Annotated in this window: 16 protein-coding genes and 1 tRNA gene; 16 read left to right on the top strand and 1 reads right to left on the bottom strand. The window is 30.8% G+C overall.

Annotated features, from left to right (window positions below; genetic code table 11):
* Positions 1-15 precede the first annotated feature (15 nt).
* The 14 genes from BUA48_RS07395 to mreB all read left to right on the top strand — a co-directional run bounded on the left by BUA48_RS07395 (position 16) and on the right by mreB (position 12,575).
* Positions 16-693 carry a F0F1 ATP synthase subunit A gene (locus tag BUA48_RS07395; protein WP_072831413.1) on the top strand — a complete coding sequence of 226 codons (678 nt, stop codon included), beginning with the start codon at positions 16-18 and terminating at the stop codon, positions 691-693.
* 73 nt (positions 694-766) lie between these two features.
* Positions 767-1,009, top strand: a complete 243-nt coding sequence (gene atpE, locus BUA48_RS07390; protein ID WP_072831412.1) for an ATP synthase F0 subunit C — start codon at positions 767-769, stop codon at positions 1,007-1,009.
* A 33-nt stretch (positions 1,010-1,042) separates the two neighbouring features.
* On the top strand, positions 1,043-1,528 hold the full coding sequence (locus BUA48_RS07385; RefSeq protein WP_072831411.1) for a F0F1 ATP synthase subunit B: 486 nt from the start codon (positions 1,043-1,045) through the stop codon (positions 1,526-1,528).
* Positions 1,528-2,061 carry a F0F1 ATP synthase subunit delta gene (locus BUA48_RS07380; RefSeq protein WP_072831410.1) on the top strand — a complete coding sequence of 178 codons (534 nt, stop codon included), beginning with the start codon at positions 1,528-1,530 and terminating at the stop codon, positions 2,059-2,061. Before BUA48_RS07385 ends, BUA48_RS07380 begins: the two co-directional genes overlap by 1 nt.
* A gap of 16 nt (positions 2,062-2,077) precedes the next feature.
* Positions 2,078-3,592: a F0F1 ATP synthase subunit alpha gene (atpA, locus tag BUA48_RS07375; RefSeq protein ID WP_072831409.1), complete on the top strand. Its 1,515-nt coding sequence runs from the start codon at positions 2,078-2,080 to the stop codon at positions 3,590-3,592.
* Between the two features lie 38 nt (positions 3,593-3,630).
* Positions 3,631-4,485: an ATP synthase F1 subunit gamma gene (gene atpG, locus BUA48_RS07370; protein WP_072831408.1), complete on the top strand. Its 855-nt coding sequence runs from the start codon at positions 3,631-3,633 to the stop codon at positions 4,483-4,485.
* A 40-nt stretch (positions 4,486-4,525) separates the two neighbouring features.
* Positions 4,526-5,914 (top strand): F0F1 ATP synthase subunit beta, encoded by a 1,389-nt coding sequence (atpD, locus tag BUA48_RS07365; RefSeq protein ID WP_072831407.1) that lies wholly within the window; start codon positions 4,526-4,528, stop codon positions 5,912-5,914.
* Between the two features lie 18 nt (positions 5,915-5,932).
* Positions 5,933-6,328, top strand: coding sequence for an ATP synthase F1 subunit epsilon (gene atpC, locus BUA48_RS07360; protein WP_072831406.1), 396 nt, complete (start codon positions 5,933-5,935; stop codon positions 6,326-6,328).
* A 269-nt stretch (positions 6,329-6,597) separates the two neighbouring features.
* A complete protein-coding gene (locus BUA48_RS07355; protein ID WP_072831405.1) occupies positions 6,598-7,263 on the top strand; it encodes a hypothetical protein in 666 nt (221 codons plus the stop codon).
* A 45-nt stretch (positions 7,264-7,308) separates the two neighbouring features.
* Positions 7,309-8,571 carry a UDP-N-acetylglucosamine 1-carboxyvinyltransferase gene (gene murA / locus BUA48_RS07350; RefSeq protein ID WP_072831404.1) on the top strand — a complete coding sequence of 421 codons (1,263 nt, stop codon included), beginning with the start codon at positions 7,309-7,311 and terminating at the stop codon, positions 8,569-8,571.
* 146 nt (positions 8,572-8,717) lie between these two features.
* Positions 8,718-9,785, top strand: coding sequence for a stage II sporulation protein D (gene spoIID, locus BUA48_RS07345; protein ID WP_084666151.1), 1,068 nt, complete (start codon positions 8,718-8,720; stop codon positions 9,783-9,785).
* Positions 9,786-10,128: 343 nt separating this feature from the next.
* On the top strand, positions 10,129-10,929 hold the full coding sequence (locus BUA48_RS07340) for a M23 family metallopeptidase (protein ID WP_072831403.1): 801 nt from the start codon (positions 10,129-10,131) through the stop codon (positions 10,927-10,929).
* 259 nt (positions 10,930-11,188) lie between these two features.
* Positions 11,189-11,446, top strand: coding sequence for a sporulation transcriptional regulator SpoIIID (gene spoIIID, locus BUA48_RS07335; protein WP_072831402.1), 258 nt, complete (start codon positions 11,189-11,191; stop codon positions 11,444-11,446).
* A 133-nt stretch (positions 11,447-11,579) separates the two neighbouring features.
* Complete coding sequence (gene mreB / locus BUA48_RS07330) at positions 11,580-12,575, top strand: rod shape-determining protein (protein ID WP_072831401.1); 996 nt, start codon at positions 11,580-11,582, stop codon at positions 12,573-12,575.
* Positions 12,576-12,767: 192 nt separating this feature from the next.
* Here the strand turns inward: mreB and yyaC are convergent, their stop codons facing one another.
* Positions 12,768-13,298, bottom strand: coding sequence for a spore protease YyaC (gene yyaC, locus BUA48_RS07325; RefSeq protein WP_072831400.1), 531 nt, complete (start codon positions 13,296-13,298; stop codon positions 12,768-12,770).
* 140 nt (positions 13,299-13,438) lie between these two features.
* On the opposite strand from yyaC, the gene BUA48_RS07320 reads away from it, so the two are divergent.
* Positions 13,439-14,179: a hypothetical protein gene (locus BUA48_RS07320; RefSeq protein ID WP_072831399.1), complete on the top strand. Its 741-nt coding sequence runs from the start codon at positions 13,439-13,441 to the stop codon at positions 14,177-14,179.
* Between the two features lie 209 nt (positions 14,180-14,388).
* Positions 14,389-14,473, top strand: a tRNA-Tyr gene (locus BUA48_RS15705).
* Positions 14,474-14,475 lie beyond the last annotated feature (2 nt).

Raw genomic sequence — 14,475 nt, 5'->3', positions numbered from 1 at the left:
AAGAAGGTGTTGTTAATGGAAGATTTAGTTATTTGGAGCTTCGCTTTCAAAGGAATGAACATCCATATTACACTGAGTATGTTACTTCAAGTAGTTGTATCATTATTAATCATAGGAGTTGCATTTTACTTAACTAAGAACTTGAAAAAGTTTCCCGATAAAAAACAATCGGTATTAGAGTTATTTATAGTTAAGCTACACGGTGTAATAAAAGAAAATATGGGTGGGAACTATTTTAGCTTTGCTCCTTTTATAGGAACATTAGCAATTTATTTAGGTTCCTTGAACTTAATAGGCCTATTTGGTATATCACCACCAACAACTGATTTTTCAGTAGCTTTTGGATTAGGTTTAATAAGTTTTATAGTTATTCAAGCGTATACCATTAAAAAGATAGGTATATTACACTATTTTGGAGGGTATGCAAAACCTATAGCAGTACTATTACCAATAAATATAATGGAGAGGTTTGTTTTTCCACTTTCATTAGCACTAAGATTATTTGGTAATATGTTTGCCGCTACTATGGTAATGGATTTATTATATGAGGCATTGGCTCATATAAGTATTTTTGCACAATTTGGTGTGCCTATAGCACTACATGCTTACTTTGATATATTTGATGGTACATTGCAAATGGTTATCTTTGTAATGCTTACTATGATAAATATAAAAATTATATCTGAACACTAAAATTAGTATTTGGATATTACAATTTTAAGAAAAGTAATTTAGTAAAAAGTATAAATTGAAGGAGGACAAAACTATGGGTCAAGAGTTTGTTTTAGGAATGACTGCACTTGGAGCTGGATTAGCAGCATTAGCTTGTATAGGAGGAGGTCTTGGTACTGGTAACGCTACAGGAAAAGCTGTAGAAAGTATAGCAAGACAACCAGAGGCAAGTGGTAAAATAATGTCAGCATTAATAGTTGGGGGAGCACTTTCAGAGGCAACAGCTATTTATGGATTACTAGTTTCAATTTTACTTATCTTTGTAGGAGTAAAATAAAAAAATATCATAGGCTGAAGGGAGCTGTATAAAGTGGGTGAAATTACAGTAAGTAAAATTATCTTCGCCATGGCTAACTTTGCGGTTCTTTACTTAATTTTAAGGCGTATACTATTTAAACCAGTTATTGATTTAATAACTTCAAGACAAGATGAAGTTAAGGATATGTATAGTAACGCAGAAGATAAGCTGTCTTTAGCGACAAATCGTGAAAAGGAAAGCACTGAAAAGCTAATTAAAATTAAAAAGGATGGGAATGAGTTAGTTAATCAATATAAACTTAAAGCAGAATCCGTATATGATGATATAGTTGGAGATGCTAAAATTGAGGCAGATAAGATTAGAGAAAGAGCTAGATTAGATGCTAAGAGAGAAATGGAAAGAGCTCAAGCTGATATTAAGGATCGTGTTGTAGATTTATCTATGATGCTTACTAAAAAGGTATTAGCAAAAAATATTGAGCGTGAAGTTTATACAGAGATTATCGATGAATTTATTTCAGAGGTAGGTAATGACTAATGTATGAATATTTAGATAAAAGATATGCTTTAGCACTGTTTAAGGTTGCCGAGAGTAAGGGAAAAGTTGAGGAGTATTTACAAGATTTAAGAGAAATTGTTGATTTCATTGAAAATGACAAGGACTTTCAAAAGGTAATTAAGCATCCTCAAATTGGAACTGGACAAAAGAAACAAATCTTTACTAGAATTTTTAAAGATAAAGTAGATGATGAACTTCTATCATTCTTATTAATTTTAATAGATAAAGACAGAATTCTTTATTTAAAAGAAAAACTAAGAGAGATGGAAAAAATCTACTTGGAGAGTATTGATACTTTAAAGGCAGAGATTATTACAGTAGTTCCACTTAATGATGAAGAAAAAACAACATTAATTGAGAAGCTAAAGAAAAAATACGAAAAAAATATTATATTAGAAGAACATATCGATAAAAGCGTCCTTGGAGGCGTTTGTATAAAGATAAATAATGATGTTATTGATGGGACAATTAAGAACAGGCTTAAAGAAATGAAAAAATTGATGCTTGACTAGAAAAGAGGTGGCAAGTATGCACGTAAAACCTGAAGAAATAACTTCTATTATAAAAAAGGAAATAGAGAAATACCAAACAAAAATAGAAACAGTAGATTCAGGAACTATTATTCAAATAGGTGATGGTATTGCAAGGGTTTACGGTTTAGACAATTGTATGGAAGGTGAACTTTTAGAGTTTCCAAACAATGTTTATGGTATGGCCTTAAACCTTGAGCAAGATAACGTCGGATGCGTTTTACTTGGTCCAGAAGAAGGAATCAAGGAAGGCGACGTCGTTAAAAGATGTTTTAAACTTGTTGATGTACCAGTTGGTGAAGACCTTATAGGGAGAGTAGTAAACCCTTTAGGTATTCCAATTGATGGTAAAGGCAAAGTAAGAACTACAGAAAGAAGACCGATAGAAACAGCAGCTCCAGGGGTTATAGATAGACAGTCTGTTAAAGAACCACTTCAGACTGGTATAAAAGCTATAGACTCTATGGTACCTATTGGTAAGGGTCAAAGAGAGTTAATAATCGGAGATAGACAAATAGGTAAGACTGCTATAGTTATAGACACAATACTAAATCAGAAGGATAAAGATATTGTTTGTATTTATGTTGCTATAGGACAGAAACAATCTACAGTTGCTCAAATTGTGAATACACTTCAAGAAATGGGCGCTATGGATTATACAATAGTTGTTTCATCAACGGCATCAGATACAGCACCACTACAATTTATTGCTCCATATGCAGGTTGTAGTATGGGTGAGTACTTCATGTATAAAGGTAAAGATGTATTAATCATCTATGATGATTTATCTAAACATGCAGTTGCTTATAGAACAATGTCATTATTACTTCGTAGACCACCAGGCAGAGAAGCTTACCCAGGAGATGTATTCTATTTACACTCTAGATTGCTTGAAAGAGCAGCTAAGCTTTCTAATGAGTTAGGAGGAGGATCTTTAACAGCTCTTCCAATTATAGAAACTCTTGCAGGAGATGTTACAGCTTATATACCAACTAATGTTATTTCTATAACTGATGGTCAAATATTCTTAGAAACTGAACTATTCCACTCAGGACAAAAACCAGCTATTAATGCAGGGATTTCAGTTTCAAGGGTTGGAGGAAGTGCTCAAACTAAGGCTATGAAACAAGTTACAGGTACTTTAAGACTTGAACTTGCACAATATAGAGAGCTTGCAGCATTTGCTCAATTTGGTTCAGACCTAGATAAAGACTCATTAAAGAGACTTGAAAAAGGTAAGAGATTAATAGAAATATTAAAGCAAGACCAATATAAACCTATGAATGTAGAAGAACAAGTAGTGATTTTATATGTTGCTGTAAATGACTTTTTAGCAGATATTGAAGTAAGAGCAATCAGGGCTTTTGAAAGAAAGTTCCTTGAATATATGAAAACTTATCATAGAGATGCTTTAAAAACTATTGCTACTGAAAAGAAACTTACTCCTGAACTAGAAGATGAGATTAAGGGTGCGGTAGAAGAATTTAAGATTGTATTTAATGCACCACAATAGCTTCACCTTGAAGTCGGTTATGTATAGGAGGTGAAAGTATGTCTGCAACAGGATTTGCTGTTATAAAAAAGAGAATTAAATCTATTAATAATACAAAAAAAATAACTAATGCCATGAATTTAGTTGCTACTTCTAAATATAGAAAGGTCAAGTCAAGATTGGATATAGTACATGATTATCATAAATGTCTTGATACAGCTATGGGAAGAATAATTAGAGGTTATTCTGGAGAGAGCAAATATATTCTTGGTAATAAAAGTGAAAATAAATTATATATCATAGTAACATCAGATTTAGGGTTATGTGCTGGATATAATGCAGCAAATATTAACAAAGCTATGTCTTTCGTTTTAAAAGATAGAGAGCACTCTAGAATAATAACAATGGGACAAAAGGGAAGAACTATGCTTAAAAAGTATAGAGTCGATACTGTAGCTGAATATGTTGAAATACCTGACTTACCATCTTTAACAGATGTTAATGTTGTTATGAGAAAGTGTCTAGAGCTTTATGATAATAATGAAGTAGGAGAAGTATATATAGTTTACTGTAATTCTAAGTCATTAGTTAGAAGAGAAGCTGCGATAAAAAAAATTCTACCTTTTACTATAGAAGATAGTAATGAGGATGAAAATAATTATGTAGAATTTGAACCTGATGAAAATAGCATATTTGATAATGTAAGTACAACTTACGTATCTTCACTTCTTTTAACTTGTTTAATAAGCTCAAAGGCTGGTGAACATGCTTATAGAATGGAAGCTATGGACAGTGCTACTAGAAATGCTAATGATATGCTTGAGAAGCTTCATACTCAATATAATAGAATTAGACAAAGTGCTATTACTCAGGAGATAACAGAGATTGTAAGTGGTGCTGAAGCACAACATTAATCACTGTTAATACAGAAATACAGTGGAGGTGAAGGCAATTATGTCACAAAAAGTAGGTAAAGTTATTCAAATAATAGGACCTGTTTTAGACATTAAGTTTGATGCTGGATTACCTAATATTTACAATGCTATTGAGATTGAATTAGACGGTAAAATTATAACCGCAGAAGTAGAACAGCACGTAGGAGATGAGATTGTCAGAGCTATAGCTGTTGAACAAACTGAGGGGTTGAGAAGAGGGTTAATTGCTAGAGATACAGGCAAACCAATAAGTGTACCTGTAGGAAAAGAAGTTCTTGGTAGATTATTCAATGTTTTAGGTAAACCTATGGACAAAGAAGGACCGGTAAAAACTGAGAAAACTTACCCAATTCATAGACCAGCACCAACATTCGCAGAGCAAGCAGTTGCACCAGAAATGTTTGAAACTGGTATAAAGGTTATTGATCTTTTAGCACCATATCCAAAGGGAGGAAAAATAGGTCTTTTTGGAGGAGCTGGTGTTGGTAAAACTGTTTTAATTCAAGAGTTAATAAACAATATTGCAAAACAATATGGTGGACTTTCTGTTTTCACAGGAGTTGGAGAGAGAACTAGAGAAGGTAACGACTTATATAATGAAATGAAAGAATCCGGGGTTATAAACAATACTGCATTAGTATTTGGTCAAATGAATGAACCACCTGGAGGAAGAATGAGAGTTGCACTTACTGGTCTTACAATGGCAGAGTGTTTTAGAGATCAAGGGCAGGACGTACTATTATTTATAGACAATATTTTTAGATTTACACAAGCAGGTGCTGAGGTTTCAGCATTATTAGGAAGAATTCCTAGTGCTGTTGGATACCAACCAACACTTGCAACTGAGATGGGAGCATTACAAGAAAGAATTACATCTACAACTAGTGGATCAATAACTTCTGTTCAAGCGGTATATGTTCCAGCGGATGACCTTACAGACCCAGCTCCAGCTACAACATTTACTCACTTAGATTCAACAACAGTTCTATCAAGAGAAATTGTTGAGCTTGGTATATATCCAGCAGTTGATCCATTGGATTCAACTTCAAGAATATTAGACCCAAGAATAGTTGGAGAAGAGCACTATAAAGTTGCTATTAAAGTAAAACACCTTTTAGAAAGATATAAAGAACTTCAAGATATAATAGCTATCTTAGGGGTTGATGAATTATCAGAAGAGGATAAAGTTGTAGTTAATAGAGCGAGAAAGGTTCAAAGATTCTTATCACAACCATTTACAGTTGCAGAACAATTTACAGGAATGCAAGGTAAATTTGTACCTATAAAGGAAACAATAAGAAGCTTTAAAGAGATTCTACAAGGTAAGTATGATGATCTTCCTGAAAGTGCATTCTTGTTTGCTGGTACAGTTGAGGATGTTGTAGAAAAAGCTAAAAATATGGAATAGCATTGTGGGTGATGTTAGATGAATGAAATGGAATTAAATATACTAACCCCAGAAAAGAGATTTTTCAATGGAAAGGTTTCTGAGCTAGTAATTAAAGGTGAAGGTGGATATATGGGAATACTACCAGGACACACACCTTTAGTAATGGCAATGATTCCGCATGTTGCTACTTTAAAGATAGATAATGAAAGTAAGCAAATATTTATATCTACTGGCTTATTAAGCTTAGCTAATGACAAGATAGATATAGTCTGTGAAGCTTGTGAATGGCCAAAGGATATAGATAAGATAAGAGCGGAAAAGAGTAAAGAAAGAGCGGAAGAAAGACTGAAAGAGAAAAAAGATAATCTAGATATGAAAAGAGCACAATACTCTTTAATTAGAGCTTTAGCTAGATTACAAATTGCGGAATAAAGTTAAGTTTAAAATGTTATGTTAAGTAAATATGTTGTTAAAGTTAAAGATAATGATGTTAAATTAAATATTTAATGGAAATGCCGAGCAAGTAGTTAAAATACTATTTGTTCGGCATTTCTATTTTTGAGAAAAATACTTAAAAAATTCCATGCAAACCTTTAAAGAATTGAATAAAAACAATCTATATGGCAATCATTAAAATATAAATATTAACTAAAGCAAAAATAAAAATAAAATTTATTAAAAGATATGTTTGGAGGAAAGTCATGAAAGAATTAAAAAAAGTGAGCATATTTATTTTTATTATTTTTGCTTTGTTGGTATCTAATAACAAAGTTACATTTGCTAATAAATATGATGTATATGAAGAAATTTTATCCATTTCTAATACTTCAGTAATAGAGTCAGGAATAAAAGTAAGATTCACTACTTTAGAGGAAAATATGGACATAGTATATAAAATAAAGAATAAATTAGAAACTATAGACGAAAGTATGAATATATCAATAGATAACGAAAGAAAATATATTGAATTTAATGGAAAAACATTATATGGATTTATAGATTATAGCTCCCAAGAAGGTGCTATTACTGTACAAATAATAGAAAAAAGTAAAGACCTAAGTATAGAATCACTAAAAGCAATGATAATGAATATAATAAACAATAAAATACAAAATATGGAATCTTTTGAGTACATTAAAGCTTCCTTACCTAATGATGTAAATTTACAAAACTTAAATATAAATATAGAAAAAAAACTTAGTACAAATGATTGTAAGAATATAGATTCTATAGAATTAAATAATGGATATTCTTCTTTAATTAACTTAAACACTGAAAGAGAAAATCAAATAAATTATGCACTATGTAGTTATACATCAGGAAAATATTTAATAATTGGTACACCGGAAATTATAATTCCATATTAGTAGTAAACGCAGTAGATAAAGCAATAGCGAATGGAGGATTAAAATATGTATAAGATAGTCGTAAGAGGAGGGAATGAACTTAGTGGAGAAGTTCAAATAAGTTCAGCTAAAAACGCAGTATTACCTATAATAGCAGCTTCAGTTATGAATGGTGGTATAGTTGTTTTGAAAAATATACCTTTATTAGAAGATGTTTTTATAATGTGTGAAATATTAGAGTCTTTAGGGGCTGAGATAGATTTTAATACTGAAATAGGAGAATTAAGAATAGACAGTAGGAATTTAAAGGATGTTGATCCTAGTGATAAATTAGTACAAAAATTAAGAGCATCCTTTGTTATAATGGGAGCAATGCTTGCTAGGTTTAACAGAGCTAAAATATCATTTCCAGGAGGATGTAAAATAGGTTCTAGACCTATAGATTTACATTTGAAAGGTTTTGCTGCTCTTGATTCCGTGGTGGAAAAATATCATGGATATGTAGAAGTTAAGGCAAAAGAATTAAAGGGAAGTGATATATACTTGGATTCACCTTCTGTAGGTGCAACTCAAAATATAATGATGGCGGCAACTTCAGCTAAGGGAGAAACTGTAATAAGAAATGCAGCCAAGGAACCAGAGATAGTAGATTTAGCTAATTTCTTAAATGCTATGGGTGCTGATGTAAGTGGTGCTGGGACAGAGACTATCACAATAAGAGGTAAGAAACCTTGTATGGATATAGAGTATACTCCTATATATGACAGAATAGAAGCAGGAACATTTATAGTAGCTGCAGCTATAACTAAAAGTAAGATTACAGTAAAAGGAGCAGTTGAGGAACACTTAAAAGCTGTTTTAGCTAAGTTGAAGGAAATGGGTCTTAAAATTGATAGTATAGGTGAGAATACACTTATAGTTGATGGAAGAGGTACATTAATTCCTGTAGATATAAAAACTATGCCTCATCCAGGTTTTCCAACAGATATGCAAGCGCAGTTTACAGCATTATTAAGTGTAGTTCCAGGTACAAGCATAATAACAGAAACTGTCTTTGAAAATAGATTTATGCATGTAAGTGAATTAGTTAAGATGGGTGCTAATATAAAAATAGATGGAAGAAGCGCTGTTGTTCAAGGTGTTGATACACTAACAGGTGCTAATGTTGTAGCAACTGATTTAAGAGCAGGAGCGGCATTGATTTTAGCTGGTTTGATTGCAGAAGGAGAAACAACTGTCAATGATGTTCATCATATTGATAGAGGATATATGAAAATCGAAGAAAAGTTCAAAAAAATAGGTGCAGATATAAAGAGAATTGATGTGTAAAATATAATAAAAAAAATCACCGTTTAGTTTAATGGTGATTTTTTTTATTTTAAGTTATAAAAGTATCGTAAAAATCATAACTATTTATAGAAGGAAATTTATGTAAGAATATTTATGTTTTAAATTAAGTGGGGAGGAAGGAGAATTTGAAAAATAGAATAATATTGGTACATTTTAAAAATCTACTTATAGTTATGGGTGCATTTGTAGCTTTTTTAATATTAATTACTTTTTTATTATTAGGAAAGCCTAAGACGCAATCCAATGAAAAAAATGATGTTAAAGCTGAGAGTAAAGAGCATAAGGAAAAACCTAAAGAGGATAGTAAAAAAATAGGTATTAGTAATCAAGTTTTTGATACGAAAATAAAACTATACCTAACTAAGGAAGATAAAATTGTAGAAATGAATCTTGAAGATTACATAGTAGGAGTTGTATCTGCAGAAATGCCAGCAAGTTTCAGTGAATCGGCTTTAGAGGCACAAGCAATAGCAGCTAGAACATATACCTTAGCTCATTTGGAGTCTACAGGTGGACATAAATGTGCGCAAGGAAAAGGAGCAGATTTATGTGATGAAGTACATTGCCAAGCTTATATAAATAAAGAAAAAAGATTTAAAGCTTGGGATCAAGATAAAGTAGATGCGTATTGGAAAAAGGTAAATGATGCTGTACACAATACAGAGGGAAAAGTTTTAACCTATGATGATGCTTTAATAAAAGCCTTTTATTTCTCAACAAGTTCAGGAAAGACTGAAAATTGCCAAGAAGTATTTAAAGAAAGTCTTCCATATCTAAAAAGTGTAGAAAGCAAGGGGGAAGAGGTAGCACCTAAATATGAGACAGAAGCATCCTTTACAGATATTGATATGGAGAATAAGCTTAAGTCAGTAAATAGTGAGTTTTATGTATCTGATATTAGCAAAGAAATGGAGATTTTAAGCAGAACAGAAGGTGGAAGTGTAAAGGAAATAAAAATAGGAAATACTACTTTTGCAGGTACAGAAATAAGAAAGTTATTCGGATTAAGTTCAGCTAATTTTAATGTGGATTTTACAAAGGGACTTGTTAACTTCAAATGTAAAGGATATGGGCATGGAGTAGGGATGAGTCAGTGGGGAGCTAATATAATGGGGAAAGAAGGAAAAAGTAGTGAAGAAATATTAAAACATTATTATAGTGGCTGTCAAATAACAGAGCTCAAATACAAATAGAGATATTTACAGAATATATTAGGTATAAAAATTCACTATAAGATGTTAATGATTTTAATTTAGTATAGTACTTAATATATTATAAAATCTTAAGCTTATAGTTGTATATTTTAATAGAATTAAGCTAATAAACATTTATAATTCAATAAATATTAAAAGAAAGAAAATAAAAAGGTAAGTAAAATAACCTTTTTATTTTCTTTTTTTTATTCAAATGAATATTTATGAGGTATAAATATGTAAAAAAAGAGAGAAGAATGTTGATAAAAATTAAGAAAAAAATTCATAAGGATTGTATTAATTTCTAAGTTCTGGACAAAAATATGATTAGGAGGTGTTTGAAATGGAAAAACCAAACAAGTTTAAACAATTATTAAAAACTCAAGGATTTTATGTAGCATTATTCATATGCTTATGTGCAATAGCTGTAGTGACAGCTATTACTATCAACAATGGTGTGGCTTCAGGTAAAAAGTCACATACAGAAGCAAATGCTAATGTTAAAACAGATGAAAAGGTAAGTTCAGAGGGAGAAAAGGACAATGCATTATTTGTAAAAGGAGAAACAGATGGTGCTACTGCAGAAGTTGAAATACATAAAAGTGGTAAATCTTTAGTAGCTAATGAAGAAACTTCATCAGTATCTTCACAAAATGTGTCCTTCAATAAACCAATAGATGGTAGTGTTGCACAAGGATACTCAGAAGTTCCAGTATTACAAAATGCATCAGGAAATGAAAATGTTAAGGTTTATAAAACAAATTTTGGGATTGATATAAAAAGTGATTTAGGTACATCAGTATTAGCAGCAGCTGATGGTGTAGTTGAATTAGTAGGCGAGGATCCAAAGGGCTACGGTAACATGGTAGTTATAAATCATAATAATGGTTATAAATCAGTTTACTCTAACTTAGATGGAGATTACCTTGTAAAAGTAGGTGACCAAATTAAATCAGGTCAAGAAATAGGTAAGGTTGGTAATACAACTTTAAGAACTCTTTCTCAAGAATCAGGTGAAGGAGAAAATGTTCAAAAACAAAATGTAGATTACTTACATTTTTCTATATTAGAAGGCTCAGGAAGCTTTGAAGAGCTAGATAAAAATAATAGCTATATTAATCCAGAAAAATTTATTAAATATTAGTTTTAATAAAAAAATAAATAGTCACTTCTAAGTAAAGGGGTGACTATTTATAAACCATTATGAAAAATACATTAAAAAATAAAATGTGTACATACTAAAGCTTTATCAGTGGAATTATATGATTATGTTATTACTAAAAAATTACAATCTTATAAATTAATTTTCAAAAACTAAAATTTGAAAATTTTAAATATTGAAATAAAAATAAGGAAATAAATAAATGTATTTTGTAGTTATGAATTTAAGGAGGAAATTAATCGTGAAGGATTATATTGAAGAAAGAGTATTGGAAGTAGCTAAATATATTATAGAATCAAAATCAACAATAAGAAAGACAGCAAAAGTTTTTGGAGTTAGTAAAAGTACAATACATAAGGACATGACAGAAAGACTACCTAAAATAAATCAAGAAATAGCTGAACAAGCTAAAAATATTTTGGATATAAACAAATCTGAACGTCATATTAGGGGTGGAAAAGCCACAAAACTCAAATATAAGACAGAGGCAGCAAGTTAATTTTATCTGAAATTGTCAATATATTGAGATTTATGTTTGTATTACTTAGAAAAATATATATAATATAACTAAAGAGGATTTTAAAAATTATATAACTAGTATGTAAAATACTAAAGAGCAGGAGTGAAAGGGTATGTTTTTTTTTGGTATGGGAACAGATATGGGTATCGATTTAGGTACAGCTACGGTTCTTGTTTATATAAAAGGAAAAGGCGTAATATTAAAGGAACCATCGGTTGTAGCAATTGATAAAACAAATGGAAGAGTGCTTGCTGTAGGAGAAGAAGCAAGACAGATGATTGGTAGAACTCCAGGAAATATAGTAGCTATAAGACCTATGAGGGATGGAGTTATTTCAGATTATGATATTACTGAAAAAATGTTAAAACATTTTATAAAGAAGGCTTGTGGACATAGAAGAACAACTCCAAGAGTGGTAATTTGTGTTCCATGTGAAGCTACTGAAGTTGAAAGAAGAGCGGTAGAAGATGCTGCTAGAAATGCTGGAGCAAAAACTGTAGAGTTAATTGAAGAACCAGTAGCAGCAGCAATTGGAGCTGGTTTAGATATAGCAAAGGCTAGTGGGAATATGGTAATAGATATTGGTGGAGGTACTACTGATATTGCTGTAATTTCATTAGGTGGAATGGTTGTTAGACAATCCATTAAAATAGCTGGTGATGAATTTGATGAGGCTATCATAAAGTACATTAGAAAGAAACATAAGCTAATGATAGGTGAAAGAACAGCTGAGGATTTAAAAATAAACATAGGTTGTGTATATGATACAGGAGAAGAAAAGACTATGGAGATAAGAGGAAGAGACTTAGTTACAGGTCTTCCTAAAAACTTAGAAGTTTCTTCAAGTGAGATGAGAGAAGCACTTAGTGAGGCAGTTAATGCTATTGCAGAGTGTACTCATTCAGTATTAGAAAAAACACCACCAGAGTTAGCAGCAGATATTGCTGATAAGGGTATAGTTATGACTGGTGGAGGAGCTCTGTTAAGTGGTTTAGATAAATTAATAGAGGATTATACTAAGGTTCCAGTATATGTAGCTGAGGATTCTATTTCTTGTGTTGCATTCGGTACTGGTAAAACATTAGACTATGTAGTAAAAAAATATTAATAAAAAATAAAAGCTATGGTTAAGAACTTACCGTAGCTTTTGTTGCTTTTAAATTTAAATATGTGAAATTGAAATAATAATTATATCAATAGTGAAAGTAAAGTGTTTTAAATTGAAATCAAAGTATTTTTAATTATAAAAAACTTTATATAAATCATTCTATCAAGATAAATATTACTAATTTCTTAGAACTTATTTGTCGGTTGAGTGTAAATAATAGGCATGAATCAATGAGTCTGAAATAACATTAGCCATATTCATTATTAGATTAAGTCTAATATTTGTATGGAAAAACATTTCTGCCATATCACTAGAATCTACAATACCAACAATTGATAAATCGCCTACTTTAGGTAAAGTCTTACCAACTCCTTTACCAGGTGTAACTGGAACATTTCTTAGTTGTAAGTCACCAATATTGCTTTCAGATCCAAGACATGCATCTATTCCGATTACTGTACTATTGGGATACAATTTTAATAACTCAGGAACCTTAGTTTTTAAGTTAAGTGCGTGTATTGGTTCATCTATAGTACCGAAGACCGGAAGAGGGAAATTCTTTTCTTTTAAATAGGTTCCAACTAAAGGTCCTAAACAATCGCCTATACATTTATCTGTACCTATACAGATGATTATAGTGTCTTCTTTTATGAAGTTTTTTAAGTGAAAAGCTAATTTATAATATGCTAAAGGATCTTCATAATAAACTTTTACACTATTCAATTTATCACCCCCTATGAAGTTATATATATGATTTAAATATTTTAATTATTATCAAAAGTATAGAAAAAAAAATAAAAGGTATAATTTAGATATAGCACAATGTAAATCTATATAAATCTTATTAAAAATGAGGTGAGAATATGTGTAAAAACAATAAAAAACAATCTGATAATAGAAGAATTTATTTTAATGACAATATATATATAGGAAGAAATAAAACTGCTAAAAATATTTTTATATTATCAGCAGTTACGATTATATCTATAAGTGCTATGGTAGTGTCTAGTTGTAAGCTTAGGGAAGAACTTTTTACTGTTAAGGGTATAAATGTAGAGTATAGTCCGGATGAGGTTTTAAATAGTGTGATTAATAAGAAGGATGATGTATCTAACTATAAAGAATCAATAAATAAAACTGTTAAAGTTTTACCAGAAGAGAATAGAAATAACAAGAGTTATAATGATGTAAGTCAAGCAAAACGATATGAAAGAAAGTTTGAGGAAATGAGCAAAAATGATAAAAATAAATCTATATCAAATGAAGTTAATAAAGAAGAGATTGAAAAAATGCTAGAAAAGTCTGAGAAAAAAAGAGAGCTAAATGAAAATTATAAGAGCTTATTTAAGGTAAATACATATGATATATTGCCAAGTTTAAGTTTTAAAGAAAAAACACAGCTACTTTCAGTAGCACGTCATCTAAGTATTTCTGATTATGATAAAATTAAGGAATATTTATATGCGAAGGATCAAGAAAAAGGCATAGTTGATGCTATATCTATGGTGAAGGAAAAAACTCCGGAAGATGAATATAAGACTGTAAAGAAGATAGCTGATAAGTTTATTGATATGGATAAATTGGATTCTTATTTAGCACCTTAAGAACTTTACTATATAAAATTATAATATGTCTAGGAAGTAGATTTTTAATAGAAAATTAGTTGTGTTTAAATAGCTTAGTATATGTGAGAAAAACGCATGAAAATGATGTAATAGAGGGATAATTAGCTTAAATGAGTAAAATTGAAGTTGAAGGCATGGCGAGAAATATGTATACTAATGTTTGTCGGTGAGTGCCGATACACAATTGAGGATGAGTTCCCGAGTGGCCAAAGGGGGCAGACTGTAAATCTGTTACGTTTCGTTTCGGTGGTTCGAATCCACCCTCATCCACCATT

It is taken from the genome of Clostridium collagenovorans DSM 3089 (genome assembly GCF_900130005.1).
Taxonomy (GTDB): Bacteria; Bacillota; Clostridia; order Clostridiales; family Clostridiaceae; genus Clostridium_D; species Clostridium_D collagenovorans.
This window is presented reverse-complemented; position numbering and strand designations above follow the sequence as displayed.

Excerpts from the sequence above, each read along its gene's own strand:
- BUA48_RS07395 (WP_072831413.1), top strand. The coding sequence starts at position 16 with ATGGAAGATTTAGTTATTTGGAGCTTCGCTTTCAAAGGAATGAACATC.
- atpE (WP_072831412.1), top strand. The coding sequence starts at position 767 with ATGGGTCAAGAGTTTGTTTTAGGAATGACTGCACTTGGAGCTGGATTA.
- BUA48_RS07380 (WP_072831410.1), top strand. The coding sequence starts at position 1,528 with ATGTATGAATATTTAGATAAAAGATATGCTTTAGCACTGTTTAAGGTT.
- atpA (WP_072831409.1), top strand. The coding sequence starts at position 2,078 with ATGCACGTAAAACCTGAAGAAATAACTTCTATTATAAAAAAGGAAATA.
- atpG (WP_072831408.1), top strand. The coding sequence starts at position 3,631 with ATGTCTGCAACAGGATTTGCTGTTATAAAAAAGAGAATTAAATCTATT.
- atpD (WP_072831407.1), top strand. The coding sequence starts at position 4,526 with ATGTCACAAAAAGTAGGTAAAGTTATTCAAATAATAGGACCTGTTTTA.
- atpC (WP_072831406.1), top strand. The coding sequence starts at position 5,933 with ATGAATGAAATGGAATTAAATATACTAACCCCAGAAAAGAGATTTTTC.
- BUA48_RS07355 (WP_072831405.1), top strand. The coding sequence starts at position 6,598 with ATGAAAGAATTAAAAAAAGTGAGCATATTTATTTTTATTATTTTTGCT.
- murA (WP_072831404.1), top strand. The coding sequence starts at position 7,309 with ATGTATAAGATAGTCGTAAGAGGAGGGAATGAACTTAGTGGAGAAGTT.
- BUA48_RS07340 (WP_072831403.1), top strand. The coding sequence starts at position 10,129 with ATGGAAAAACCAAACAAGTTTAAACAATTATTAAAAACTCAAGGATTT.
- mreB (WP_072831401.1), top strand. The coding sequence starts at position 11,580 with ATGTTTTTTTTTGGTATGGGAACAGATATGGGTATCGATTTAGGTACA.
- BUA48_RS07320 (WP_072831399.1), top strand. The coding sequence starts at position 13,439 with ATGTGTAAAAACAATAAAAAACAATCTGATAATAGAAGAATTTATTTT.